Source organism: Catellatospora sp. KI3 (assembly GCF_029948125.1).
Classification (GTDB): Bacteria; Actinomycetota; Actinomycetes; order Mycobacteriales; family Micromonosporaceae; genus Catellatospora.
Genome location: NZ_JASAMB010000039.1, coordinates 1 through 24,863, shown reverse-complemented (window position 1 = coordinate 24,863; position 24,863 = coordinate 1). Strand labels below are relative to the sequence as shown.

Below are 24,863 nucleotides of genomic sequence, written 5' to 3'. Positions count from 1 at the left end.
CTTGGCTCTTGTTTGGGCTTATCTGCCGTAGTGCCAATCGCAACCGGCGTGGGCGCGATAGTCGCGGGGGGCGGCTGAGCCGCCCCCCGCGACTATCGCGTGCGATTCAGTACGTGATCACTCCGTAGGAGCGCCGGTTGGAGCCCCAGTGACAGGAAGAGATCGACAGAACCCCGCTGCCGGCGGCCTGGGATGGTCCGTAGACCGTGTACCACGAGCCCGCCACCTCGCATTGCGTCCACGACTGGTACGAGCCGCCGCCCGACGCGCAGGAAGCCCAGGAGCCGCGGGCGCTGTAGGTGCCCACCTGGCAGTTACTCGCCGCCGCTGCAGGTGTCGCCGTGGCTACGACACCGGTGAGACCAGCGCCGAGCACGACAGCAATCGTGGCTGCTCGGCGCAACCGCCCGCTGCGCTTGACGTTCATGAGTATCCCCTTTCGCTGACGCACCGTGCGTCAACGCTTACGAGTCCAACAGACTTCGAGGGATTCAAACGCTGTGGCTGGAAACGACTGGAAAGAAAGACAGCGGCTGCGGGCTTGCAGAGCATCCAGCTGCCAAGCGCCGCAACTGCACGGACCACCGGTCCGCGACTTCAGCCATCTGATCAGTCACACAGCTGGATACGTACGGGAGACTTACGGCTCGAGCGTCAGCGGCCGTCTTCGATCGGGCTGCGAGTGTCCGAGCGCCGATTGACGTTGCAGCGACGAGGCGCGAATCTGCTACCGTGAGCGGCATAGACAGGTCGCAATGTACCCCTGGAGACAGGCGTTTCTATGGAAGAGCCGCTGTTCGAAGAGCCGCTGTTTCACGAAGCACTCAGCAGTTACTTCACACACGCGCGCAGATATGATCCAACTGCCCCACGCACCGTTGACGCGCTTGTCAAGGCCACCGGATACAAAAAATCCAGCATCTATGACTATTTGAACGGCACGCGGCTGCCGTCGGCCGATGCACTTGACAAGATCTTGAACGCGCTCCCAACGGATCTCAATATGCGGGCCAAGTTCATGAGGCTGCGCGATCGGGCAGAAAAGGCCGAGCGCACAGCGAAACTGGAGGTTGCGGAGGTCGGCTGTCTGCACAATCTGCCTGGCGAATCGGCCGTATACGTCGGGGGGAGCGTCGACACGCTTGCCCGCTTCACGGCGGAGAACGGGCACGTTGCCGTGCATGGTCTCGGTGGTGTCGGCAAGACGGAATTGGCCCTTCAGTGGGCGCATACGATGCGTGGAAGACACCAAGTGGTCTGGTGGATCAACTCCCAGACCGCCGGAGAAGTCCGCAGCGGTCTCGCGGCTCTGGCTCGTCGTCTTCGTTCGAACCCTCGGACCACGGATGCGTCCGCAGCAGCGTGGTCGATCAACTGGCTCCGCACGCATGATCGCTGGACGTTGGTGCTGGACAACGTAGATCGGCTGGACGATGTAGCCGACGTGTTGGCCGAACTGCGCAAGTGTGGCATATTGGTCATTACAACTCGTCTGAACGTGGGTGTCGCGCGCTGGAAGCGGCACGGGTTGATGCCGTTGGAGCTGGACGTGCTCGCGCGTCCGGCGGCAGTCGATCTCCTGTGCCGACTTACGGGTTCTTCCGATCGGCAAGCGGCTGATCGATTGGCTGCGGTGCTCGGAGATCTGCCGCTTGCCATCGGTCAAGCTGCGGCATTCGTCACCCAGCAGCCAAGTTCCAGTCTTGACCAGTACCGGGAACTTCTTGCCGCGGAGTTCGCCCGCGTCGCCGCCTTCGCCAGTGTCGACGACCCGAGCGAGCGGACGATCGCGGTGACGTGGAACGTAACCACGGAACGCATCGCGGAGCAGGACCCGTTGGCATCGCGCGTCATCTCCGTGATCTCTCAGCTAGGGGGCCGCGACCTCCCCGACCTGGTACTCCAATCGCTGGCAGATGAACTTGATCTCGCTCGAAGCCTTGCAATACTCAATGCGTACCACATGATTCGCCGCACCGGGGCCGGCATCACCATCCATCCTCTCGTGGCCTCCGTGACCCGAGCGCGCGACACGGACGCCTTGCTGCATAGAGCACTCGCCGTCGACTCGATCCTCGCTGTGGTGCCGGACGATCCGTTCCAGAACGTTTCTGGCTGGAGTCTGTGGTCCTCGCTGATTCCCCACATCGATGCGCTCATTGCTCGACTTCCGACCGAGGAGCACGATAGGAAGTCGTTGGAACTCCTAGATCGGGCCGCCACCTACTTGCAGGGTCAAGGGGAGATCAAGCGGTCGATCGGCTGGTTCGAGACCCTGGTTGAGGAGTCGTCTGGTCTCTTCGGTTCTGATGACGATAAGACGCTCCAATTTGTAGCGCATCTGGCCTTCGCATGCAGTTGGGCCGGACATATCGGGCTTGCATTGAGGTATTTCGAGCGACTTGTTCCTGCATTTGCCGCCAAGCATGGCCCGACCAGCGTCGAGACCTTGCAGGTGCGGGGGATGCTCGCCGAAGCACATCGACTGCGCGGCAATCCAGAGATTGCCGTATCTCAGTTCAGGCAGCTTCTGGTGGACGCCCGCGGCACGGAGCTCGACATCTTCACGACGCGTACATTCCTGGGGGCCGCGTACGCCGACGCCGGGCGCCTAGCGGAGGCAATAGCTGAACTCGAAGACCTATATCAACAGGAGGGCCAGAACCGAGGCCTGACCCATCCCGCGACTCTTGTAGCTCGGCATAATCTCGCGCGGGCGCGTCTTGAAGCCGGTGACGTGGCCTCAGCTCGTGCCGAGCTGACCGACATCCTCGCCGAACAAATCGAAGCCCTCGGTCCCAAGCATCCCCACACGCTGGCGACTCGGGGAAACCTGGCCCGAGCTGATCAAGCCGCTGGTGTTCCGCTGGTCGCCGTAGAAAAGTTCGAAACCCTTTTGTCCGACCTTGAGCTGGCGCTAGGGCCAGGGAATCCGGCGACGCTGACTACCGCACGGTATCTCGCCAACGCCCACCGAGCGGCCGGCAGTGTGGAATCAGCGGTCCATCAGCTCGAACTCGTACTCGAGCAGCACGTGCGTCATCTGGGTCCGCAAGAGCCTCTCACGCTGCTTGCCCGAAACGATCTGGGGAAGGCGTATGAGGATGCGGCACGGCCCGATGGAGCCCTTGCTACTTACCTATCTCTGCTGGCCGACCAGGAGCAGGTACTCGGGCCGGATCATGCCGCCACATTAGCCACGCGGCGTGCGGTTGAGCGGTGCCGACGTGATGGATGAGAGGGAGGCTGCAAATGCGAAGGGGGGTCTGCTGCATGAATCGGTGACATCTAGTACGGCAGTGCCGGATCGCCTCGTGACCAGGATGTCTGCAGGCTGATGGTCAAGGTTGTCGACTACCGGGTCGGGTGCTGTAGGACGATGGGCTCCTCGTGTCACGGCGACTACCGCTGGCCGCAGACGCCGTTGTGGGAACTTCGGCGGGGGCGGCCTGCATTTACGGGTGCCCGGTGGGCTGAAGCTGTACCAGGATCATCTGGTTGTGGCCCTCGGCGCGGTAGGTCGCGCGGACGCGGTACTGGCCGGGCTCCAAGTCGATCACGAGATGGTTGCCGGGCTCCGGATCGGCTCCGGGCTCGGCCGAGTCGAACAACACGACCGGCCCCTCCACGTCCCAGACGAGTTCTTCGCTCACATCCCAGTTGACGTCTTCTTGGACGAGACGACCTGCCGCGACCACCAGCTCGTCCTCGTCGTAGGCGGCGGCCCAGCGGACGAACAGCCGGTCCTCGGCGAGGTAGGTCGTCATTGCGGGCTCGTCGCCCAGGACGAGGCCCTCCTGATCGCCGATGGCTATCAGGCCGGTATAGCCGTCGACCGCGCAGGCGCGGCCGTAGTCGCCCCACGTCTCCACCGGTCGGTCGGTGTCGATCACACCGGCCCACGACGCCAGCGCCGACTGCGGGGCCACGAGCAGCGGCCCGCCGGCCGACGTGATCCAGGTAAGGGCCACAGCGCCACCTCCGACGCCGATCTTGCCAGGCCATGGCGGCATTGCTGCAGAAGATCCAGCCGGTAGGCGCGGTGTGCCGAGAACACCTCGCGATCACCGGCACTCGATGATCAAATGTTGTGCCGTGAACCAATACCGCTCAGAAGCCGCTGCCAGTGTTGGTCTTGCTGCATCGCAGGTGTTCGACGCGGTGATGTGCCAGGTAGCGTGCCGTTTCACGCGGATCGAGCCGAGGCTGGTGGCTCGCGACTTCGTGCGCGCGCTGCTGATGACAGTGGACAGGAAGAACTGCTGGCAGCTGGCCGAGGTTGCAGGGCACGCCAGGCCGTCGCGGATGCAGCGGCTCCTGCGCGAGGCGGTGTGGGACGCCGAGTCCGTCGCCGCTGACGAGCGCAGGCTGGTCACAGACCAGTTGGCCCACCCGGACGCGGTGCTGGGAGTCGATGAGACTGGGTTCCTGAAGAAAGGCGCTTGCTCAGCCGGGGTGCAGCGCCAGCACTGCGGGACCGCCGGGCGAGTCGAGAACAGCCAGGTCGCGGTAATCCTCGCCTATGCCTCCCCAAGAGGCCGGGCGCTGGTGGGCCGCAGACTATATATGCCCACCAAGTCGTGGACGGCCGATACCGACCGCTGCCGCCGGGCTGGCATCCCCGACGGCCTGGAGTTCGCGACCAAGCCCGCCCTGGCCGGGCAGATGATCGACGCTGCGATCGTCGCGGGGATCCGGGTCGGGTACCGTCCCGGAGACCAGGCGCCTGATCACCGCGCTGCTCCACCGGCCACCCGAGGTAAGGCATCTGCTGCACTGGTCCTACTGGCGGCGCCGACACCAGGCTCTCGCACGGATCAGCCACTACCGCCGTCGCGACGACCTACAGGAGATCAGAGCACAACCGTGACTGCCGTAAACCCGAAATCCTCGCCGACGATGGACCGTGGACTCGTTGACCAGAGTCACGGAGCACTGGTTCATCAGCCGCGTCCATGTTTCCAGCCTTTTCCAGGATCGGTCGGCGGAGCAGGTGCGATACGCGAACCTAGTAGCAAGCGCCGATAGGTCGCACCGCGGTTCTCTCGTGGAACCTGACGTGGAAGGAGCACATTGTGCGAAAAAGATTCAGCGCCGGAATGGTCGGGCTTGCACTAGTAGCCGGCGGCCTGTTCACTCTGGCAGCCTCTCCGGCGAGTGCGGGGACCGTACCTAACCGCTTCTACTGCAACCCGAACGGGGGCTGGTGCTACCAGGTTAACGGACCATTCGTTCCGGGCATCTTCATCCAGTGCCACTGGAAGCGCAGCGGGATGAGCGGCAAACCGCGCCAGTTGTACTACACGGACTGTCAGTCATGGGGACCGGACGTTCCGTGACCGGCGTGGCCCCCGCCGTCAGTTCGTCGGGGGCCACGTATCTCATTCCGGGTACTCGCGTCGGAGGACTGCTGCGGCGTATGCACATCGCATGATCCATACCATTGGATCTTCTTCAGTGCTCACGCTGATCGTGACGATCGTTCGGGCGCATGCAGCAGCAGCGCCAGCCGTAGCGCTGAAAGGCGTTCCGCCAGAACGCCGACCTGACCGGAGCCGTCGCCTCTGGTGCCGATGGGCTCAGTTTGGCCTGGCCAGCTACAAACCTGATCTTCGGGGCGACCTCAAGTTCGAGGGGAGCCACGGCCTGAGGCCCAGCAGGCCAGCAGCGGCTCGCGGTGACCGGGATGGCCGAGCCGGATGAACATGCGGAGAGCGGCGTCTGCGGCCTCACAAATTGCAGGGTGAGGTCGCTGAGGTAGGCGGGACGGCCGCCACCCAGGGGGAGGTCGGGCAAGCCGGCAAGTGCGAGTCGAAGCAGCCTGCTTCACTGGTCCGATGTGGAATGAATCGATCGACATTGCGACGGCCGCTACAGTCGCCGGACTTGTCGGAGCAATTGGCAAGTTCCTCCTGGACCAAACGTTTCCTTGGCGCCAGCAGCGACGCCTTCAGGCGCATCTGGTCTGGCTGGATGCGGCGGAGAAGATTGGCGACACGGATGGAATCGCCGAGGCCCGCGCCCAGATCGCGAGGGAGTTTGACCGGAGGCGAAGCTATGCGCTGGACCTCCCGGCCAGGCTTGTATTTCGTGGAGCCATGGGGCTAGGTGCCGTCGTCGCTGTCATCTTCACCGTTATGTCCGTTAGGTACCCCGAAGCTCTTGGGCGTGCGATGGAAGTCCATCTGCAGTCCGAGGCGCACGGCGGCGTTGCCCTCCAGCCGGAGGACCTTACACCTCTGCCGGCTGGCGTGAAGTGGTCCTTTCTTGCCATCGCTGCGCTCGTTGGCTGTTATTGGACGGGAGTGTGGGCCTATAGGCTCCGGTCGCGAAAGTCGCGAAAGGCCTCCAGCTCCAATACCGCTGCGGGGACCGCTGGGGAACCACGAGCGGTACGTGCTGAAAGTCACCAATCGCACCAGTGAATGCTGTCAGTGCGCGTATGGCTGGCTTGACGTGCACGATCTCGAGCGGTCAGTCCTGGGCCGAGGGATCATCGGCTCAGGTCCGGCCAGCGGACGTTGTGCGACAAGGGCCTTGAACAGGTGAGCGCATGGACAGTTCTAGGTCATGGAACTGAGCCGCGAAGCGGGAGCACTGCCAAGTCTTAGTTGGCAGTGCTCCCCGAATCTTCATGATGCTCTGATACCGAGTCCTGTCAGCGGGCGACCGGCCGCAGCCGGGCGCGCAGCCCCGCCGGGGCGAGCCGTCCGTGGAACCTCGGGGCGGCGCCGACCGCGTTCGACGACTCGACGGCGTACGCCTGGGCCAGGCGCGACGTGGTCAGGGTGAGCTGCCGCACGGCCAGCGCCGAGCCCACGCACACCCGGGGACCCGCCCCGAACGGCAGGTACGCGGCGCGGGGCGCGGTCCGCCCGTCCAGCCACCGGCCGGGGTCGAACTCGTCGGGCCGCTGCCACCAGCGCGGATCCCGCTGGATCAGGTACGGGTTGAGCAGGATCTCGTCGCCCGGGTTCAGGGTCCACTCGCCGAGCGCGACGGCGCCGCCCGCGGTGCGGGTCATCAGCCATACTGGCGGGTAGAGCCGCAGCACCTCCTTGACGACCGCCTCGGCCAGCGGCAGCCGCGCCGTGACCGGTCCGGTTCCGGCTTCGTCGCGCAGCTCGGCGGCCAACTCCGGCCGCAGGGCCAGCTCCCGGACGATCGAGGTGACCGCCGCGGCCGGGACGCCGTGCCCGCCCATCATGACGCCGCGCAGGGTGGACGTCACGGTGCGGTCCGGCAGCGGCGGATCGGCTTCCAGCAGGAAGTCGAGCAGGTCGGCCCCTGACGCGGCCGCGGCTTCGCGGCGCCGGCGTACGGTCGCGGTCAGCGTCTGGACGGTCCGCCGGTGCACGCGGGCCAACCGGCGGTGGCGCGGCAGCGGCAGCCAGGCCGGGAACTGGTAGGACGCGTCGGTGAACGGCTCGGTGACGTCGAGGTTCTCGGCGAGCAGCGCCGGGATGCCGCCGCTGTCGCGGCCGAAGCAGTACTCGGCGGTCAGCCGGGCGGTGAAGACCCGCGCCAGCGGCAGGACGTCCACCTCGCGGTCGGCGGCGGCCGCGGCGAGTTCGTCGAGGATCTCGACGGTGCGGCCGTCGGCGGCGGCGGATGCGGCCTGGTTGAGCCCCGGCCACGCGGTGCGGCGCGTCGGCATCCAGGCGTCGGCCTGGGCGGCGGCCCGGTCGAGGTCGGGTCGGCTGCCGAAGGGCGGCAGCTCGGTCAGGAAGCCGCTGTTGGTGCGGGCGAGGGCCGCATGGGTGAGTTCGGGGTCGGCGACGGAGACCGTCCGCTCGTCGAAGGAGAACACGTCGCCGTACTCGTGGTGGGTGCGGCGCAGGAAGCCGATGCGGTCGGCCTCGTACGCCGGGGTGTTGCCCATGAGCCAGTGCCCGCGCGGACCCGGCGGCCGGGCCGGTCCGTCAGCTCGCGGCATCCAGCCCTCCCGGAAACCACAGGATCCACGCGTGTACGGCGGGGGCCGCGTGGCCTACGCCTCGTAGTTGTAGAACCAGTAGATGTACCGTCCGCTGACCCGCGACCTGCCCACCAGGCGAGCCGCGACGTGACGCAGCACTCGCTTCACGGTTCCCTCCCTTCATCAATACCTGCCTATTGATGAACTGCATCGTGCCAGCCGGGCAGCGGCCGCGCAACGCGCCGGACGTGTCATCTCGGCTCACGGGGCAGAAAAGAGGCGGGTCAGGTGTCACCTGGACACCTGACCCGCCTCGGGCTACATCCGATTCCTACGCGGCGGCAAGACCACGCTCGATCGCGGCGATGATCTGCGGGCGCAGCTCCTGCGGCCGCACGATCGCGTCGACCGAGCCGACCTCGACCGCGCGCTGGATGCTGTGCACGCCGTCGAACTCGGCCGCGACCTCGCTCAGCTTCTCCGCCCGGACCGTGGCCCGGACGTCGAGCAGCTGGGCGGCCAGCCCGGCCCGCTCGCCGCCGGACGCGGTGGCGATGCGTGCCTGCAGGTCGGCCACGCGCGGGTCCTTGGCGGTACGCGCGTCGACGTCACCGGAGAACACCACGGCCGCCGCCGGGGCGCCGCCGAGCACCGAGGCGAACGAACCCTCCACGGCCAGCACCGTCATGTTCGGGTTCAGCGCCTTCGAGAAGACCACGAACGCGCCGCCGTGGTAGCGCGAGATCACGCAGAACACGATCGGGCCCTGGAAGTTGACGATCGCCCGGCCGATCTCGGCGCCGTACTCCAGCTGGAGTTTGCGCATCGACTCCGGCGAGCCGTCGAAGCCCGACAGGTTCGCCAGCACCACCAGCGGCCGGTTGCCGCTGGCCGCGTTGATGGCCCGGGCGGCCTTCTTCGACGACTGCGGGAACAGCGTGCCCGCGGTGTACGTGTCGGGGCCGTCGGTGGGCGGGAACCCGCGCCGCGGCACCGAGCGGGACTCGATGCCCAGCAGGCAGACCGGGATGCCGCCCAGGTGCACGTCCTGCACGACCGTGGTCTCGGCGTCGGCCATGCCCGCCCAGCGCTCCAGGATCAGGTGGTCCTGGTCGGCCAGCGCGCGCATCACCGTACGGATGTCGAAGGGCTTCTTCCGGTCGGGGTTGCGCTCCCGGGAGAAGATCTCGCCGACGGTGGCGAAGTCGGTGTCGGGCCACGTGTGCGGGAACGGGCTGATGTCGCGGTCGGCCGGGTCGGTAGTGGCCGCCCGGCGCGGCCGGGACTCGCCGGGCGCGACGTAGGTGTGGTCGTAGTGCGCCATCAGCACGTCACGGGCCGAGGGCAGGTCGGGTGCCCAGTACTGGGCCTGGCCGTTGGGGCCCATGACGCGGTCGTAGCCGCCGATGCCGAAGTTGTCCTCGGCCGACACGCCGCCGGAGAAGTCCAGCGACTGCTTGCCGGTCAGCACCATCGCCGACTCCGGCGTCATCACCAGGATGCCCTTGGTGTGCATGAGCATGGTCGCCTCGGCGTTCCAGTACGGCTGGGCGCCGACGGTGATACCGGCGATCACGATGTTGATCTCGCCGCCGTCCTGGGTGAACTCGACGATGCGCTTGAGCGCGGCGGCGACCCAGTCCATGTTCTCGGTGCCGGAGTCCATCGAGATCCGGGCACCGGCCGACAGCGCGAACCAGTCCAGCGGCACCCGCATCCGCTCGGCCAGGTCGAGCGCGGCGATGATCCGCGCGCACTCCGGCTCGGCCAGCGCACCCAGCGCCTTGGTCGGGTCGCCCAGCAGCACCACGCGGGTGACGCCCTCGGGGTAGCGCTCGGTCGGCGTGCTGACCACACCGGCGACGATGCCCGACTTGTTGCGCCCGCGCGGCCGGTCGACCGGCACCAGCACACCCGTGTCGTCCAGGTCGTACTCGGCGAAGGTGCCGTTCTCGCCGGCGAGCATGCCGGTCAGCTCGTACGGGTAGGTGGTGCCGCGGCGGCGGGCCGACAGCACCTTCTGCCGGTAGTCGTCGATCGGCTCGATCGGGTCGCTGGTCGGCGCGGTGACCGACATCCGCATGCCCGCGTCGAAGCTGACCTCGACCCCGATCTCGGTCATCTCACCGGTGGCGGCGTCGCGCTGCCGGCCAAGGAACAGCACCTGCTCCAGCCCCGCGCCCGCGGTCAGCGGGAGCATCCGCTGGATGACGAGGTGCAGGTCCTCGATGCTCAGCTCGCTCTGCGGCCAGACGTACAGGGTGATGCGGTTGGTGTCCAGGCGCTTCTTGGCGGGCCGCTGCGACTGGACCCGGCGGATGGCGTCCAGGCACGCGTCCAGGGCGCCTTCGAGGGCGGGCAGCGACAGGATCCGGCCGTCGGTGTCGCGCAGCGGGGTCAGGTCGCGGACCTGCGCCATCGCGGCCAGCCGCTCGTCGGCCGGGTTGTCCGGCGCGACGCACCGGAACACGTAGACCTCCTCGTCTGCCGACGGCAGCCGGGTCAGGTCGAACCGGCTCAGCCGCGGCAGCTGCAGGCGCTCGGCGATCAGCGGGTGCAGCCCGCGGATCACCCGGTCCTCGCCCTGGCCGGGGCGGAACGTGAAGTGGTGGTGGTGCATGGCGCTGCCGGTCCGCCCGGCCACCGACACGGTCAGGCGCTGGAGCCCGTCGAGCAGCCCCGCCTGGTCGACGACCTCGCGCAGGATCTCGCCCATCGCCTCGGTGTCGGGCTGGTCGGCCCAGGTGACGTAGACGTCGGCGACGGACTGCTTGCCCGCCAGCCGGGCGACCTTGGCCAGGGCCGCGGGCAGCTCGGCGAAGTCGGTGGCCGTCGCGACCAGCTGGAAGCGCTCGTCGCCGCGGTCGTACTCGGCGATGAAGAAGGAGTGTCCGGACTCGTCGAGGCAGCGGATGTCGCCGGCGCCGCGGTTGCCGTAGTAGCGGCGGCTGAGCACCTCGAGCATGGGTCCGTGGTCGGCGCCGGCCTTGCCGATGCGGTGGCCGAGCAGGCGCACCAGCGGTTCGGGCGAGGCGACCATCTGGGCGATGCGCTCGGGGCGGTCGGCGGCGTCGGGGTTGGCGTCGAGGTGGCGCAGGTGCGCGCGTACCTCGTTGTAGACCTCGGCGCGCTTGCGGCGCAGCATCGGCTGGGCGGCCCAGCGGAACACCAGGCTGCGGGCGAGGTCGCCGACGACCGGGAAGCGGACCTGGGTGGCCGCGATCAGGTGCTCCAGCGCCTGGCCGACCAGGTCGCGCAGGCTCTCGGCGGGCAGCGGCTCGGTCAGCCACTGCTGCAGCAGCGCCACGACCACCGCGACGTCGGCCGAGGCCCGCTGCTGGGCCAGGAAGATGCGGAACACGGCCTCTTCCAGCTGCGGCGTACGGTCGAAGCCGTCCACGCCGTAGTGCGCCAGCACCCGGCCCAGCCGCTGCCGGAACGTCTCGGACAGCCCGGCCCGGTCGACGTCCAGGCTCTGCAGGTAGGTGTGGAAGTACTCGCGCGGGCTGTGCACGCGGGTGTCGGCCTTGGTCTCCTCGCCGGCGGGCCGGTTGCGGCTGAGCTCGGACAGGTCGGCGAAGACCTGCAGCAGCTCCACCTCCTCGACCAGCGGACGGCGGCCGGACTCGGCGCGGGCGGCCAGGTAGTCCGACAGCGTGCGGCGCTCGTCGCGCGGGTCGACGTCGTAGCCGAGCAGCAGGCTGCGCAGGTCGGCGATGCCGCGGGCGATGCGGGCGTCGGCGGACATGCCCGACGGCGCGCCGGGCAGCTCCAGGTCGACGGCCTCGGCCTCGGCGGCCTCGGTCTCGTCGGCGTCGCCGATCGGCTCCAGGCGCAGCATCGGCGCGCCGGTCTCGACCTGGCTGCCGACCAGGACCAGGCACTCGCGGATGCGGGCCTTGACCGGTGCCCGGAGCACGGTCTCCATCTTCATGCTCTCCAGCACGAGCACGGGCGCGCCAGCCTCGACCTCGTCGCCGACCTCGTGCGGCACCGCGACGACCAGCGCGGGCGCGGGGGAGCGCATGACGCCGCCCTCGTCGCGGCTCACGCGGTGGGTGACGCCGTCGACCTCGACCAGGTGGATGGGGCCGTGCGTGTCGGTGACCAGCCGGAAGCGGCGGCCGTTGACCACGATCCGGCCGGTGTGCTCGTCGTAGCGCTCCAGCTCGACGTCGACGGTCGGGTTCTCGCCGATGCCGACGCGGAAGCGGCGCGGGCCGACCTGGGCGACGCTGACCCGGTAGCCGGTGCCGCGCAGCTTGAGGTCGATCGGGCGGCCGCTCTTGTGCTGGACCTGCGGCCGGCCGCCGTGCGCGGTGGACAGCAGGCGCTGCTGCTCGACCTGCGCCTCGTCCTCGTACGCCTCGATCGCGGCGGCGGCCAGGGCGACGCCGGAGTTCTTCGCCGAGATCAGGCGGCCCTCGGCGCGGACCCGGTCGATCCAGCCGGTGTCGGCGCTGGCGTCGATGACCTCGGGCTGGTCGAGCAGGTCGAGCAGGAAGCTCTTGTTGGTGGCGCCGCCCTCGATGATCACGGTGGTCTCGGCGACGGCGCGGCGCAGGCGGGCCAGGGCCTCGTCGCGGGTACGGCCGTACGCGATGATCTTGGCGATCATGGAGTCGAAGTCGGCCGGGATGACGTCGCCCTCGCTGACGCCGGTGTCCACCCGGACACCCGGGCCGCTGGGCAGCTCCAGCCGCACGATCCGGCCCGGCGACGGGGCGAAGTCGCGGTCGGGGTCCTCGGCGTTGAGCCGCGCCTCGACCGCGTGCCCGACCTCCGTCGGGATGCGCTCGCCCAGGCGACCGCCGCCGGCCACGTGGATCTGGGCCTTGACCAGGTCGAAGTCGGTGGTCAGCTCGGTGATCGGGTGCTCGACCTGCAGGCGGGTGTTGACCTCCAGGAAGGCGAACAGCTTCTCGCCCGGGTGGTACAGGAACTCGACCGTGCCCGCGCCGCGGTAGTCCACCGCCAGCGCCAGCCGCTCGGCCGAGGACTTCAGCTCGGCGGCCTGCTCGGGCGCGAGCACCGGCGAGGCCGATTCCTCGATCACCTTCTGGTTGCGGCGCTGCACCGAGCAGTCGCGCACGCCCAGCGCCCACGCGGTGCCCTGGCCGTCGGCGATGACCTGCACCTCGACGTGGCGGGCGCCGGTGACCAGGCGCTCCAGGAAGACGATGCCGCTGCCGAAGGCGCGCTCGGCCTCCAGGCTTGTCCGCTCGTACGCGTCGGTCAGCTCGTCGTCGCTGCGCACCACGCGGATGCCGCGCCCGCCGCCACCGGCGGTCGCCTTGAGCATCAGCGGGTAGCCGATCTCGGCGGCGGACCGCTTGGCCGCCTCCAGGGTCTCCACCGCGCCGCGGCTCCACGGGGCGACCGGGACGCCGACCTGCTCGGCGATCAGCTTCGAGCCGATCTTGTCACCGAGGCGGCGCATGGCCTCCGGGCTCGGGCCGATGAAGGTGACACCGATCTTCTCGCACAGCTCGGCGAAGGCCGGGTCCTCGGCGACGAAGCCCCAGCCGACCCAGGCCGCGTCGGCGCGGGTCTCGACCAGGGCGCGCTCGAGGACACCGTGGTCGAGGTAGGGCCGGGCCGACGCGGGACCGAGGCAGTAGCTGTCGTCCGCCTCACGGACGAACGTCGCGGTGCGCTCGGCCTCCGTGTACAGCGCGATGGTCTCGATCGGCGACGCCCCGCTCTCCGCGTTGAGCTCGCGGACGGCGTGGATGAGCCGCATCGCGGCTTCTCCACGGTTGACGATGGCGATACGACTGAACACCGGACAAGCCTCCCAAAGAACCGACGGGGACCCCTTCAAGGGCGGGGTCCCCGTCTACCACCTTTGCATCTAGCGCGCGGCAAAAAACCGTGGCTCGCGCCAGGAGTCGACAGCAAATTTTGTGGGGATCCACCAAAGCGAGGGGGCTTTCAACTCGACAAAAGATGTCATTATCGGACAGTTTTCCGGGGTGTTGCCGTGTTTCGATGTCATGATCGGGCGGGCCAGTGCCACAGCGGCTCGTCCAGCCTGCCCTGTCCCTCCACTGTCGTCTGGCCGAGTTCCTTGACCAGTTCTACCGCGTTCACCTCGGTTTCGGCTCGGTCCAGAGCTGCCATCAGTGCCCGCGAGTGCGAAACGAGCACGATCTGAGAATGTCCGGCGGCCTCGACCACCAGTCGGGCCAGGGCGGGCAGCAGGTCCGGGTGCAGGCTGGTCTCGGGCTCGTTGAGCACCATCAGCTGCGGCGGCCGGGGGGTGAGCAGGGCCGCCGCCAGCAGCAGGTAGCGCAGCGTGCCGTCGGACAGTTCGGCGGCGGTCAGCGGACGCAGCATGCCCGGCTGGCGCAGGCGCAGCTCGAACCGGCCGCCGTCGGTGCCCACCTCCAGGCGGCTGCCGGGGAAGGCCAGGTCCACGGCGGTGTCGAGGGCCTCGTGGTCGCCGATCTCGCGGATGGTCTGCAGCGCCGCGGGCAGGTCCGCGCCGTCGTGGGCCAGCACCGCCGTACGGGTGCCGATCTGGGGCAGGCGGGCGGGGGCGGCGGCGTCGGTGCGCAGGTGGTCGTAGAAGCGCCAGGCGCGTACCCGCTCCCGCAGCTGCATCAGCTCGGGGGCGTGCCGGGGGTCGGCCAGCTCGCCCAGCATGCTGTCGAACGGGCGCAGCACCTCCAGCAGCCGGTGCCGGCCGCCGTCGGCGTCGCGCAGCTGCACGGTGCTGCCGTGGCGCTGGGCGAGCACGGCCGAGGGGCGCAGCACCGGCCCCGCCCATACGGCCTCGACCTTTATCTCCGGGTCCAGGGCGAACGCGGACTCCGCCACCGGCCCGTTGGACACCGGCAGCCCGAGGTCCACGGCGTAGCCGAAGTCGTCGGCGCCGAAGCCGAGCTTGAGGCTGGCCGGTCCGGTCGCGACGGTGCCCTGCACAGGCTGGCGGCCCTCGCGGACCGCCCGGCTGACCGTCGCGGGCCCCGCCCACATCGTCGACTGCAGGCCGCCCTCGCGGGCCAGCGCCGCGACGGCCCCGCTGCGGGCGGAGTCGGCCAGCAGGCGCAGCGCCCGGTAGAGGCTGGACTTGCCGCTGCCGTTCGCGCCGGTGACGACGTTGAGCCGCCCCAGCGGCAGGATGAGCCTGCGCAGCGAGCGGTAGCCCTCGACGGCGAGCACGTTGAGCACGCTGCGAGCCTACGGCGGCCGCGGGGCCGGTCAGACGAGCGCGGCCGGTGCGGGGGCGGACTCGGGCCGGGCCTGGACGGGGGCGGGCGCGGCCGGGGCGGTGCGGCGGTAGTGCTCCAACCGGCTGCTCAGGGCGTACAGCAGGGCGACGCTGGCCAGCATCTGCAGCAGTTCCTCGACGGACGCGCCCGCCAGGTGCTGCAGGAACGGGCCGCCCGACAGCGCCTGTCCGGGCAGCGCGACCGGCACGTGCAGGCCGGTCAGCGCGCCGAACACCTCCATCGCGCCCACCCCGGCCCCGTACAGGGCGGCCGCGCCGATGATCAGGACCCGGGTGCGCACCGGCAGGTGCAGCAGGAACCGCAGGTACGACGCGGCGAACACCAGCACCACCGGCGCGAGCACGAGCAGCCACGACGACGCGGCCCCGAGCGCGGCGAGGTGCCGGCTGCGCAGCACCTGGTGGGCGTCGGCGAGGTTGTCCAGCGAGAGCAGGGCGAACGCCAGGCTCAGGATCCGCCAGTGCCGCCGGAAGCGGGACTCGCCCGCGGCGGTGGCGGCGCTGCCGATCTCCCACAGCACGCAGGCCGTCACCAGCAGCACGCCGGAGGCGAACCAGCTGGGCAGGTTCTGCCGGTGGTCCACGTTGACGAAGCTGGTCAGCCAGGTCACGAGCCGGTGGCCGTGGCCGATGCCCCACCCGTGGTAGGCGAGGTTGACGGCGTAGCTGGCCACGTGCAGGGCGGCCACCGCCCACAGCAGCCGCCGGGCGAGCGCGCGGGATCCGGGCAGGGCGATGGCCATCGCGGTTGCTCCAGTCGGGTCAGACGATATGGAATCGGACTATATTGACCCGCTTATCCGCCGAAATGGTGTGACACGCGCGAAAGCGGCAATGTCATACACCCGCAATGCGCGCCGTTACGGCCAGGCGAATCTCCTATTAATCCGGTAGGAGATGTTGAGTATCGCCTGAGCGGCTGTTAGCTTGCATCCATGACCCCCGCATCCGATGGCCCGACCGGCGTGTCGGCATGACCGTCACGGCGCCTTACGGCATCGACCCGCACCTGCTGCTCGGCACCCTGCGCCGGCACGCGACGACGGTCACCGTCGTCACCCTGTCCGGCGGCCCCGGCCTGCCGCCCGTCGGCTTCACCGCCACCTCGTTCACCTCCGTCTCGCTGCGCCCCCAGCTCGTCTCCTTCTGCCTGGACCGCGAGTCGACCAGCTGGCCCGCGGTGCAGCAGGCCCGGCATGTCGCCGTCCACCTGCTCGCGGCCGGACAGCACGACCTGGCGCGCACCTTCGCGACCAAGGGCATCGACCGGTTCGCCGACCAGACCGCCTGGACGCCGGGGCCGTACGGCATGCCGCTGCTGCGCGGCGTCCTGGCGACTCTGGTGTGCGAGGTCGACGCCCGGGTGCCCGCCGGTGACCACGCCATCGTGCTCGGGCGGCCGGTGCACGCCGAGCACCGCGACGCCGAGCCGCTGCTCTACCACATGGGCGGCTACCGGCGCCTGGACCGCGCAGGCACGCCGTGATCCCGGCCGGGACCGCGACCGTGCTGCCGCGGCCGCTGCAGGACCTGCTGTTCCGCCAGGCCCGCACCGCCCACGCGTTCACCGACGAGCCGGTCACCGACGAGCAGGTCCGGCTGATCCACGACCTGGTCCGGCACGGCCCGACGGCGTTCAACTCGCAGCCGCTGCGGGTCGTGCTGGTCCGCTCGGCCGCCGCCCGGGCTCGCCTGCTGCCGCATCTGAGCAGCGGCAACCGGGCCAAGACGGCGGCCGCGCCGTTGGTGGCGGTGCTGGCGGCCGACACGGAGTTCCAGCACCGGCTGCCGGAGCTGTTCCCGCCCGAGCCGCGCGCCGCGCAGTGGTTCGGCGAACAGGCCGCCCGGGAGCAGCAGGCCCGGCTCAACTCCGCCCTCCAGGCCGGCTACTTCCTGATCGCGGTCCGGGCCGCCGGGCTGGCCGCCGGACCGATGAGCGGCTTCGACCCGGCCGGGGTCGACGCCGAGTTCTTCCCCGACGGGCGGCTGCGCTCGTTCCTGCTGGTCAACATCGGCCGACCGGGGCCGAACGCGTGGCGGGAGCGGCTGCCGAGGCTGGCATACGACGAGGTGGTCCGCGAGGTATGACCAGCCGCGCGGGCGGCCACCGGTCGGCGTCGTCTGGCCACCGCGGAGCGGCCTGATCAGGCCGGGCGGCGCCGGCGCAGCGCGACGAACAGCCCGCCGGCGAGGAACACCACCGCGAGTCCGATACCCAGGACGACGTAGCCGATGCCGGCCGGTCCGCCGCCGGACGTCCGCACCTGCTCCGCCGGCCCGGCCGGGGTGGCCGACGGCTCGGCGGCGGCATCGGTTCCGATGGCAGTGGCGGTCGGGGCCGCGGCCGCGGTGGGGGAGGGGGCGCTGCTGCGGGTCGGGCCGGTGGACTTCGTCCTGGTGGGCGCGGGTGCGGTCGTCTTCGCGGGCAGCGTCGTGCCCGCCACGGTGATGGCGTACCAGTCGCTCTGCTCGACGACCTCACCGCCGGCACCGGTCATGATGATCCCGTTCATCATCCAGTCGTAGTCGGTGATCCGGGACCGCAGCCGCCACGTGCCGCCGACGGCGGTGGCGGCGAACGTGACGCGCAGGTTCCGGAACGCCACGCTCTCGGTCTCCAGCTGCATCGAGGTGAGCGGCAGCGGCTTCCACTCGGTGAAGTACTGGTACTCGACCTTGGCCGCGCTCGCCTTCGCCCCGGCGGGCGGGACCACGTCGATGGCGATCGACTGGGCGTAGACGAAGTACGGCCCGCCGGACTGGGTGAAGCTGAGCCGGAACTCGACCGGCTCGCCGCCCGCCACGGCCGCCGCGGGCCCGGTCATCCAGCTGTGGACCTGCGCGACGTCACCGGCGTGCGCGGGCGCCGCCACCGCCAGCAGGGCGACCGCGGCCAGGCCCGCCGCCGCGCGCGCCCACCATCCACCGGACATGAACGCTCCCCGTGAAGCCGACATCGCGCTGGATTAGATCAATGACTTCCGGGCCAGTCAACCGAGCGCGGACCGTCCAATGCCGTCCAACGTCCCGAGCTTCTGCGGGCTCTGCTTGCGACCATCGGCGGATGTTTCCCACCAATCTCGTACGGGCCGTGCGGCGGGCGTTGTCCGTGCTGCTCACGACGTCGCTGGTCGCCGCGGTCGGCATCGCGGCCACCGCGGATCCGGCAGCGGCGGCGGCCGACTACTTCTCCTTCGACGCGGGCATCGTGCAGCCCGGGGCGGTCAGGCACGTCTACTGGAACAACGCCACCAGCGACGCGTACGCCGTCGGGCTGGAGGTCGCCACCACCCGGTCGGGCCGGGCGTGCGCGGTGGAGGTGACCCGTACCTGGTACGAGCGCGAAGCCACCGGTGAGCGTGAGTTCCACCTGCAGCTGACCGGGGACAGCAGCACGGCGTGCCAGGTCAGGGTGTGGCTCGCCGGGTTGACGATGTACCGCCGCAACGTGCTGCCCGCCCTGGCGCCGGGTGCCTCGTGGAGCGGCCACTGGAACAACGCCCACAGCGAGGACTGGGCCTACCTCGTCGGGGCGGTGGGCTCGGTGCCGGGCTCGGGCTCGTGCCGGATCGAGGTGAAGACGCACTACCGCACCCAGCCCGACGGGGAGAGCGAGTTCTACTACACGGCCACCAACGTCGGGGTCCAGACGTGCTCGGCCGAACTGCGCCATGTCGAGCTGCCGGTGGACCACCGCCCGGTGCTCTGGGAGCGGGATCCGGGGGAGACCGCCAGCATCTCGACGGGGCTGCCCGACGGGGTCCGGATGTTCGTACACGGCGCCAGGCCCAACGCCGTGCCGGGCGGCCCCTGCCGGTACTCCATCGGCCCGCCGAGGTACATGGACGGGGGCGGGGTCTTCGTCGACTACTCCAACGACGGCGCGGTCACCTGCGCAACCATGACCACCTGGACGGAGCTGTAGCCCTCGCCGCCGGCGGGGCGGGACGACGTCCGTCCAACGCCGGAGCTGTACGGGTACCGTGCCTGCGACGCGTATGCGCGACCCGCTCGACCTACCCGGCGTTCTAGCCGGAACGCTGCCCGGCCGGTCGGTTGCGCAGCCGCCGCGACCGACCCGCCGGGCTGGGCGTTTCCTTGCTCTGGCGTACGGGTATGCGACATGTCATGAAAATCGGATTCTTCCTGTCCAGCGAGGAGTACTCCCCGCCGGAGCTGCTCGACCAGGCGCGGCGGGCCGAGGACGCCGGCTTTCACGCGCTGTGGATCTCCGACCACTTCCATCCGTGGGTCGACGCCCAGGGCCACAGCCCGTTCGTGTGGTCGATGATCGGAGCCCTGAGCCAGGTCACCCGGCTGCCGATCACGACTGCGGTGACCTGCCCGACCGTGCGCACCCATCCGGCGATCATCGCCCAGGCGGCGGCGACCAGCGCGGTGCTGACCGAGGGCCGGTTCATCCTCGGCGTCGGCTCGGGCGAGGCGCTCAACGAGCACATCACCGGCGACCACTGGCCGCCCGCCAAGGCCCGCCTCGACATGCTCGAGGAGGCGGTCGGGGTCATCCGGGAGCTGTGGACCGGCGCGGACGTCGAGCACGACGGCGAGTACTACACGGTCGAGAACGCGCGGATCTACACCATGCCCGAGGTGCCGCCCGAGATCTACGTGTCCGGGCTGGCGCCGAACTCCACGAAGCTCGCGGGCCGGATCGGCGACGGCTACATCAGCACCCAGCCCGACGCGCAGCTGCTGCAGCTGTTCCGCGACAGCGGCGGCGCGGGCAAGCCGACGGCGGCGGGGGCCAAGGCTTGCTTCGCCGCCGACCGGGACGAGGCGGTACGGCTGGCGCACCGGCTGTGGCCGACCTCGGGGCTCAGCGGCGAGCTGTCGCAGGTCCTGCCCACGCCCGCGCACTTCCAGCAGGCGTCGGAGCCGGTGACGCCGGAGTCGGTGGGGGAGAAGATCGCCTGCGGACCGGACCCGCAGGTGCACCGGGACATGATCGCCCGGTACCGCGACGCCGGGTTCGACGAGCTGTACGTCGCGTCGGTGGGGCCGCACTACGCCGACATGATCGACATGTACGCCAAGGAGATCCTGCCACAGTCCTGACCGCGAGCACCGTGAATGCCGGAAAACATGTGTACATAAGCGACAACCGGGTAGTGATGATCGTGTCAAGGCAAGAAGGAGGCACGGCAATGGCTCAGTCAACCACCGCGGGCACGGGTAAGAAGCAGTCCGCGACGGGCACGGCGCGCAAGTCCACGACGGCCGCCGCCCGCTCGACCGCGACGAGCAAGGCGAGCGCGTCGGCGAAGAAGTCGGTCAGCGGCGCGACTTCGACGGGCATGGACGCGATCGCGCTGCTCAAAGCCGATCACAAGGTCGTCGAGGGCCTGTTCAAGCAGTTCGAGAAGGCGGGCGACAACGCGCACGCGACCAAGCGCAAGATCGTGGATCAGGTCATCAAGGAGCTGACCACGCACGCGTACATCGAGGAGAGCATCTTCTACCCGACCGCGCGCAAGGCCGCCCCGGACACCGGTGAGCACGTCCTGGAGAGCGTCGAGGAGCACCACGTGGTCGCGTGGATGCTGTCGGAGCTGCGCGGGATGGACCCGGCCGACGAGCGCTTCGACGCCAAGATGGCGGTGCTGATGGAGAACGTGCGCCATCACGTCGAGGAGGAGGAGAAGGAGTGGTTCCCGCAGGTGCGCAAGGCCATCGGCCGTGCTGAGCTGCGGGAGCTGGCCGATCGGATGGAGGCGGCGAAGGCCGACGCTCCGGCCGACCCCCTCTCGCTGAGCAGCGCCTCGGCGTGATCCGCGACAGCGGGTGAGGGGGTACGGCGCTCTCGCCGTACCCCCTCCTGGTCTTGCGGGCTGTGACCTGGGCCATCGCCCAGCGCTCCCTGTCATCGGCCAGCTACCCAGAGTGAAAAAATCTTGGCTTAACCCTGGACGCCGCAGGTCAGAGAACGTAACTTAGGTTCCAGTGATGCAGCGCTCGACGAACAGTCCGAGCTGAAAGGCGAGGGCGGCTCCGGTGGACAGGTCCACCGCGCGGCACCGGGCGGGGCGTCACAGGGGGATGGGTGGACAGACGCCGTTGGGGGACGGCGTCCACCCGACAGAGAAGGTCGGCGGTCGCCAACGGGGGTGGGCGACCGCCGACCGCTGTCAAACCCGGCGATCAGACCTCGTCGGCCGGAACCAGCACCGCTTCCCGCAGCAGCCTGCGCGCCAGCACCAGGCGCGACGCGTCGTCGTCCAGCCCCGGCAGGTCGCCCACGCGCACGGCGGGACCGGCCAGCACCGCCTCCAGCGCCCGCTGGCAGCCGCCGGGGAAGGTCAGCACCCGGCCGGGCAGCTCCAGCCGGCCGTCCACGCAGGTGAAGCGAAGTCCGGGCCGCAGCCGCACCCGGTCGGCCGCGGTGAGCGCATCGGCGAACGCCGCCTGGGCCACCGGCCGGACCGGGGCGGGCCGGTGCGCGGTCCACTGGGCCGCCCGCAGCCGCCGGGCGACCTCCTCCGGATCGGCCTTGGCCATCGCCTCGTGCAGGGCCTCCACCGTGGCGGCCAGGTGCGGGGCCAGCTGCGCCGGATCGGTCAGGTCCAGTCCGAGCGGGAGCCCGGCGCGGAGCCGCGGGTCCGCGCCGGTGAGATCCAGCAGCGCCTGCGCGACCGTGTACCGGGTCGGGCGGCGCAGGCCGAGCGTGACGTGCAGGCTGGTGGCCTCGATGGCCGACGCGGCGTGCAGCCACCCGCGCGGCAGGTACAGCAGCTCGCCGGGGGACAGCACGTGGTCCAGGTACGCCGGCCCGGTCGCCGTCGCCGCGACCTCGTCGGCCCGGCCGCCCCACGGCTGGCGCTCCAGTGGATCGGGGTAGACCGGTTCGTGCACCCGCCAGTGCTTCGTGCCCGCGATCTGCAGCACGAAGACGTCGTGGGTGTCGTAGTGCGTCGCGAAGCCGGTGTTGCCGGCCGGGGTCAGGTACGCGTTGGCCTGCACCGCGCAGCCCAGCTCACCGGCCAGCTCAAGGCAGAACGCCCGCAGCGGCGGCCAGATCCGGTGCAGCCCCTGCAGCACCAGGGTCGCCCCGCCCGCCAGCAGGTCGAGCACCCGGTCGTCGCGGACCTGGTCGGCGATCTCGGCGCCGAGCCCGCCGCCGCCGGTGAACCGCTCGGCGGCCACCAGCTTCCCGTCGCGGGCCAGCCGCAGGAAGGGGGTGCGCAGCCCGCGCTCGCTGAGCAGTTCGTCGACCGCGTCGAGGTCCAGCAGGTCGGCGAAGTCTCCGGCGGAGCGCAGCAGCGGCTGGGCGCCCCAGTGCCCGTCGGCGAACGCGGCCGGGTCGCCCACGCAGCGCCGCAGCGCCGAACCCGACGGGTCCGGCGCTGCTGGGCGGCCGAGCCGGTCAGGCACTGCCGTCTGCTCCGCCGTCGTGCTCGCCGGGCTCCACCGTCTCGCCCGCACCGGCGTCGGCCGGGCCCTCGGTGTCCGCGCCGCCGTCCGCCCCGCCGTCCTGCTCGTCGGGCGCCGCGGTCTCGCCCGCGCCCGCGTCGGCCGGGCCCTCGGTGCCGGCACTGCCGTCTGCTCCGCCGTCCTGCTCGCGCGGGTCGACGTTCTCGCCCGCACCGGCGTCGGCGGGTCCTTCGCCGCCGGCCCCGGTCGAGGCGACGATGTCGTCGTCGTTGAGTCGCATGGTGTCCTCCACTGGTCGGGTGTAAGACCCTTTTCTCCCGATACGTGAACCGGTAAACCCATGCGCGGCCCGTAACGGCGGATGGCCCGCCGCGAACGGCGGGCCATCCGAGTCCGGAGGTCAGCGGGCGGACCGGGCCTCGTCCTCCTCGTCCTGGTCACGGCCGCGAAGCGCGTCGCGGACGTCGTCCCCGGCCTGGTTGACCTTGGCCTTGGCCTGGTCCGCGAGGCCCTCGGCCTGCAGGGAGTGGTTGTCGGTGAGGTCACCGAGCTTCTCCTTGGCCTTGCCCAGCAGCTCCTGGCCCTCGTGCTTCGCCTCGTCCATCGCGCCCACGGTCGGCTCCCTCCGTCATGTGTTCGATCCACTACCAGACCCCTGCCCGCTCCCGCGGCGCTCGAAACGGAAGTGAACCGGGTGGGAAGGCGGCGGATCGAACGCCCGTGGCAGGTACGCCGACCGCGGCCCCGATCAGTCCGGTGGCTCGCCCACCGAGTCGGGGTCCTCGCGGGCGAGGGGGTCGTCCAGGGTGTCGCCGCGCCGCTGGCCCCCGGCGGTGGTGCCCTGGTCGTCCATGCCCGGCGGCGGGGTGTCCGGGTCCGCGGGCGCCGACCGCGGGTCGCGCGGATCCTCGGCGGGCGGTTCGGGCCGCGGCTGCGCCGGCTGCTCGTCGACCGGGGGTTCGAAGTCCTCGGCGGGCGGCGTGAAGTTCGGTTCGTCCATGTTCGCGCAGTACCCGGGCCCGGCCGGGGCCACACCTGCCGGGCCCGGCCGGGATCACCCCGCGGGCTGCGGCGCGGGTGCGTCGGCCTGCTCGGCCTGCTCGGCCAGGGCGGCGAGCTCGGCGTCCTGCGGGACCGGATCGGGTGCGTACCCGGGCGGCGGCACCGGCGTACGCAGCTCGACGATGACGGCCTTGACCACGGCCGCGATCGGGATGGCCATCAGCGCGCCGATCAGACCCAGCATCGCCACCCCGACCAGGCCCGCGAGCAGGACGGCCAGTGACGGCATGTCCAGGCTCCGGCGCATCACGAGGGGGACGATCCAGTAGTTCTCCACCTGCTGGTACACCAGCAGCCACGCCACGATCATGATCGCGGCCGGCCACAGGCCGGAGGCGATCGCGGCCACCACGCCGCAGACGGCCATGCCCAGCGTCGCCCCCACCAGCGGGATCAGGTCGGTGATCGCCACGATCAACGCCAGCGGCAGCGCGAACGGCACGTCCAGGATCAGCAGGCCCACATAGGCGACGACACCGGCGATCACCGACACGATCAGATTGCCGATCATGTACGAGCCGACCTTGTCCACGGCCGTGTCCACGATGCGCCGTACCCGCTCGCGGTGCCGGTCGGGCGCGACCAGCTGGGCCCGGCGCCGCAGCCGGGGCAGGTCGGCCAGGAAGTACAGCGCCAGCACCACCACGGTCACGGTGGTGGCCAGGCCGTCCAGGAACGTCTGGAACAGCCCCGGCAGGCTGGCGCCGATCCAGGCGGGGATCGACCCGGCCAGCTCGTTGAGCCGGTCGCCCAGGCCGTAGCGGGCGCTGAGGTCGCGGAACACCGGGGACCGCTCGTCCAGCCCGGCGATGTAGCCCGGCAGGTCCTTCACCAGCTCGCCGGCCTGGCGCACCAGCGGCGGGCCGACCCCGATCACCAGCGCGGCCGTGGAGCCCAGGGCGAGCGCCAGGATGACGGCCACGGCGTAGGGGCGCCGCACCCGGTGGCGGACCAGCCAGCGCACCGCGGGGTCCAGGCTCACCGCCACGAACAGTGCCACCAGTACGAGCACCAGCACGCCCCGCACGGTCCAGAGCGCCGCCAGTCCCAGCCCCACCGCCGCCACGCCGCCCGCGGCCGCCGCCGCCCACCGGAACATGTCGCCGGAGGTGATCCGTCCTCTTCTCACCCGCTGCGCATCCCCCCGATCCCGCCGGGCAAACCTGCCGATCAGGGCACACCGTCCAGATCGGATGGTGCGAAACGGTGTGAATAGGGCACTTCCGGCAGTGGTCGCTGTGATCGGGGGAGCCGGGT

18 protein-coding genes and 1 pseudogene are annotated in these 24,863 nt (G+C 70.3%); 7 read left to right on the top strand and 12 right to left on the bottom strand.

Features of this window, described 5'->3' with window-relative positions; translation table 11 throughout:
* Positions 1-106: 106 nt before the first annotated feature.
* Positions 107-427, bottom strand: a complete 321-nt coding sequence (locus QEZ54_RS34545; protein ID WP_281308987.1) for a hypothetical protein — start codon at positions 425-427, stop codon at positions 107-109.
* Between the two features lie 354 nt (positions 428-781).
* Between QEZ54_RS34545 and fxsT the strand changes: the two genes are divergently transcribed.
* A complete protein-coding gene (fxsT, locus tag QEZ54_RS34540) occupies positions 782-3,238 on the top strand; it encodes an FxSxx-COOH system tetratricopeptide repeat protein (protein ID WP_281308986.1) in 2,457 nt (818 codons plus the stop codon).
* Between the two features lie 217 nt (positions 3,239-3,455).
* Here fxsT and QEZ54_RS34535 read toward each other — a convergent pair whose 3' ends face one another.
* The gene (locus tag QEZ54_RS34535) at positions 3,456-3,971 is read right to left on the bottom strand and encodes an Imm21 family immunity protein (RefSeq protein ID WP_281308985.1); all 516 of its coding nucleotides are present in this window, start codon (positions 3,969-3,971) and stop codon (positions 3,456-3,458) included.
* A 124-nt stretch (positions 3,972-4,095) separates the two neighbouring features.
* Here QEZ54_RS34535 and QEZ54_RS34530 point away from each other — a divergent pair, with 124 nt between their 5' ends.
* Complete coding sequence (locus tag QEZ54_RS34530; RefSeq protein ID WP_281308984.1) at positions 4,096-5,028, top strand: transposase; 933 nt, start codon at positions 4,096-4,098, stop codon at positions 5,026-5,028.
* Between the two features lie 1,630 nt (positions 5,029-6,658).
* Here QEZ54_RS34530 and QEZ54_RS34525 read toward each other — a convergent pair.
* The 4 genes from QEZ54_RS34525 to QEZ54_RS34510 form a co-directional block, all read right to left on the bottom strand.
* Complete coding sequence (locus tag QEZ54_RS34525) at positions 6,659-7,936, bottom strand: cytochrome P450 (protein WP_281308983.1); 1,278 nt, start codon at positions 7,934-7,936, stop codon at positions 6,659-6,661.
* Positions 7,937-8,249: 313 nt separating this feature from the next.
* On the bottom strand, positions 8,250-13,703 hold the full coding sequence (locus QEZ54_RS34520) for a carboxyl transferase domain-containing protein (RefSeq protein WP_281308982.1): 5,454 nt from the start codon (positions 13,701-13,703) through the stop codon (positions 8,250-8,252).
* A 209-nt stretch (positions 13,704-13,912) separates the two neighbouring features.
* Positions 13,913-15,094, bottom strand: a complete 1,182-nt coding sequence (locus tag QEZ54_RS34515) for an AAA family ATPase (RefSeq protein WP_281308981.1) — start codon at positions 15,092-15,094, stop codon at positions 13,913-13,915.
* Between the two features lie 30 nt (positions 15,095-15,124).
* Positions 15,125-15,898 carry a hypothetical protein gene (locus QEZ54_RS34510; RefSeq protein WP_281308980.1) on the bottom strand — a complete coding sequence of 258 codons (774 nt, stop codon included), beginning with the start codon at positions 15,896-15,898 and terminating at the stop codon, positions 15,125-15,127.
* Between the two features lie 230 nt (positions 15,899-16,128).
* On the opposite strand from QEZ54_RS34510, the gene QEZ54_RS34505 reads away from it, so the two are divergent.
* On the top strand, positions 16,129-16,641 hold the full coding sequence (locus tag QEZ54_RS34505; RefSeq protein ID WP_281308979.1) for a flavin reductase family protein: 513 nt from the start codon (positions 16,129-16,131) through the stop codon (positions 16,639-16,641).
* Positions 16,638-17,243, top strand: a complete 606-nt coding sequence (locus tag QEZ54_RS34500; RefSeq protein ID WP_281308978.1) for a malonic semialdehyde reductase — start codon at positions 16,638-16,640, stop codon at positions 17,241-17,243. Before QEZ54_RS34505 ends, QEZ54_RS34500 begins: the two co-directional genes overlap by 4 nt.
* Positions 17,244-17,299: 56 nt before the next feature.
* On the opposite strand, the gene QEZ54_RS34495 is transcribed toward QEZ54_RS34500, so the two are convergent.
* Complete coding sequence (locus QEZ54_RS34495; protein WP_281308977.1) at positions 17,300-18,088, bottom strand: hypothetical protein; 789 nt, start codon at positions 18,086-18,088, stop codon at positions 17,300-17,302.
* Positions 18,089-18,219: 131 nt separating this feature from the next.
* On the opposite strand from QEZ54_RS34495, the gene QEZ54_RS34490 reads away from it, so the two are divergent.
* The 3 genes from QEZ54_RS34490 to QEZ54_RS34480 all read left to right on the top strand — a co-directional run bounded on the left by QEZ54_RS34490 (position 18,220) and on the right by QEZ54_RS34480 (position 20,944).
* Positions 18,220-19,080, top strand: a complete 861-nt coding sequence (locus QEZ54_RS34490; RefSeq protein ID WP_281308976.1) for a hypothetical protein — start codon at positions 18,220-18,222, stop codon at positions 19,078-19,080.
* A gap of 203 nt (positions 19,081-19,283) precedes the next feature.
* Complete coding sequence (locus QEZ54_RS34485) at positions 19,284-20,231, top strand: TIGR03557 family F420-dependent LLM class oxidoreductase (protein WP_281308975.1); 948 nt, start codon at positions 19,284-19,286, stop codon at positions 20,229-20,231.
* A gap of 89 nt (positions 20,232-20,320) precedes the next feature.
* Positions 20,321-20,944 carry a hemerythrin domain-containing protein gene (locus QEZ54_RS34480; protein ID WP_281308974.1) on the top strand — a complete coding sequence of 208 codons (624 nt, stop codon included), beginning with the start codon at positions 20,321-20,323 and terminating at the stop codon, positions 20,942-20,944.
* A 370-nt stretch (positions 20,945-21,314) separates the two neighbouring features.
* Here the strand turns inward: QEZ54_RS34480 and QEZ54_RS34475 are convergent, their stop codons facing one another.
* From QEZ54_RS34475 to QEZ54_RS34455, 5 genes and pseudogenes are all read right to left on the bottom strand, one after another.
* Positions 21,315-22,544 (bottom strand): cupin domain-containing protein, encoded by a 1,230-nt coding sequence (locus QEZ54_RS34475; protein WP_281308973.1) that lies wholly within the window; start codon positions 22,542-22,544, stop codon positions 21,315-21,317.
* A pseudogene (locus QEZ54_RS34470) lies at positions 22,540-22,824 on the bottom strand (hypothetical protein); the annotation flags it as partial. The gene QEZ54_RS34475 and the pseudogene QEZ54_RS34470, both read right to left, overlap by 5 nt.
* Positions 22,825-22,944: 120 nt before the next feature.
* Positions 22,945-23,148 carry a CsbD family protein gene (locus tag QEZ54_RS34465; protein ID WP_281308995.1) on the bottom strand — a complete coding sequence of 68 codons (204 nt, stop codon included), beginning with the start codon at positions 23,146-23,148 and terminating at the stop codon, positions 22,945-22,947.
* Positions 23,149-23,292: 144 nt separating this feature from the next.
* Positions 23,293-23,544: a hypothetical protein gene (locus QEZ54_RS34460; protein WP_281308972.1), complete on the bottom strand. Its 252-nt coding sequence runs from the start codon at positions 23,542-23,544 to the stop codon at positions 23,293-23,295.
* Positions 23,545-23,598: 54 nt separating this feature from the next.
* A complete protein-coding gene (locus QEZ54_RS34455; protein WP_281308971.1) occupies positions 23,599-24,735 on the bottom strand; it encodes an AI-2E family transporter in 1,137 nt (378 codons plus the stop codon).
* Between the last annotated feature and the right edge of the window lie 128 nt (positions 24,736-24,863).

Excerpts from the sequence above, each read along its gene's own strand:
- QEZ54_RS34545 (WP_281308987.1), bottom strand. The coding sequence starts at position 427 with ATGAACGTCAAGCGCAGCGGGCGGTTGCGCCGAGCAGCCACGATTGCT.
- fxsT (WP_281308986.1), top strand. The coding sequence starts at position 782 with ATGGAAGAGCCGCTGTTCGAAGAGCCGCTGTTTCACGAAGCACTCAGC.
- QEZ54_RS34525 (WP_281308983.1), bottom strand. The coding sequence starts at position 7,936 with ATGCCGCGAGCTGACGGACCGGCCCGGCCGCCGGGTCCGCGCGGGCAC.
- QEZ54_RS34510 (WP_281308980.1), bottom strand. The coding sequence starts at position 15,898 with ATGGCCATCGCCCTGCCCGGATCCCGCGCGCTCGCCCGGCGGCTGCTG.
- QEZ54_RS34505 (WP_281308979.1), top strand. The coding sequence starts at position 16,129 with ATGACCGTCACGGCGCCTTACGGCATCGACCCGCACCTGCTGCTCGGC.
- QEZ54_RS34495 (WP_281308977.1), bottom strand. The coding sequence starts at position 18,088 with ATGTCCGGTGGATGGTGGGCGCGCGCGGCGGCGGGCCTGGCCGCGGTC.
- QEZ54_RS34490 (WP_281308976.1), top strand. The coding sequence starts at position 18,220 with ATGTTTCCCACCAATCTCGTACGGGCCGTGCGGCGGGCGTTGTCCGTG.
- QEZ54_RS34485 (WP_281308975.1), top strand. The coding sequence starts at position 19,284 with ATGAAAATCGGATTCTTCCTGTCCAGCGAGGAGTACTCCCCGCCGGAG.
- QEZ54_RS34480 (WP_281308974.1), top strand. The coding sequence starts at position 20,321 with ATGGCTCAGTCAACCACCGCGGGCACGGGTAAGAAGCAGTCCGCGACG.
- QEZ54_RS34465 (WP_281308995.1), bottom strand. The coding sequence starts at position 23,148 with ATGGACGAGGCGAAGCACGAGGGCCAGGAGCTGCTGGGCAAGGCCAAG.
- QEZ54_RS34460 (WP_281308972.1), bottom strand. The coding sequence starts at position 23,544 with ATGGACGAACCGAACTTCACGCCGCCCGCCGAGGACTTCGAACCCCCG.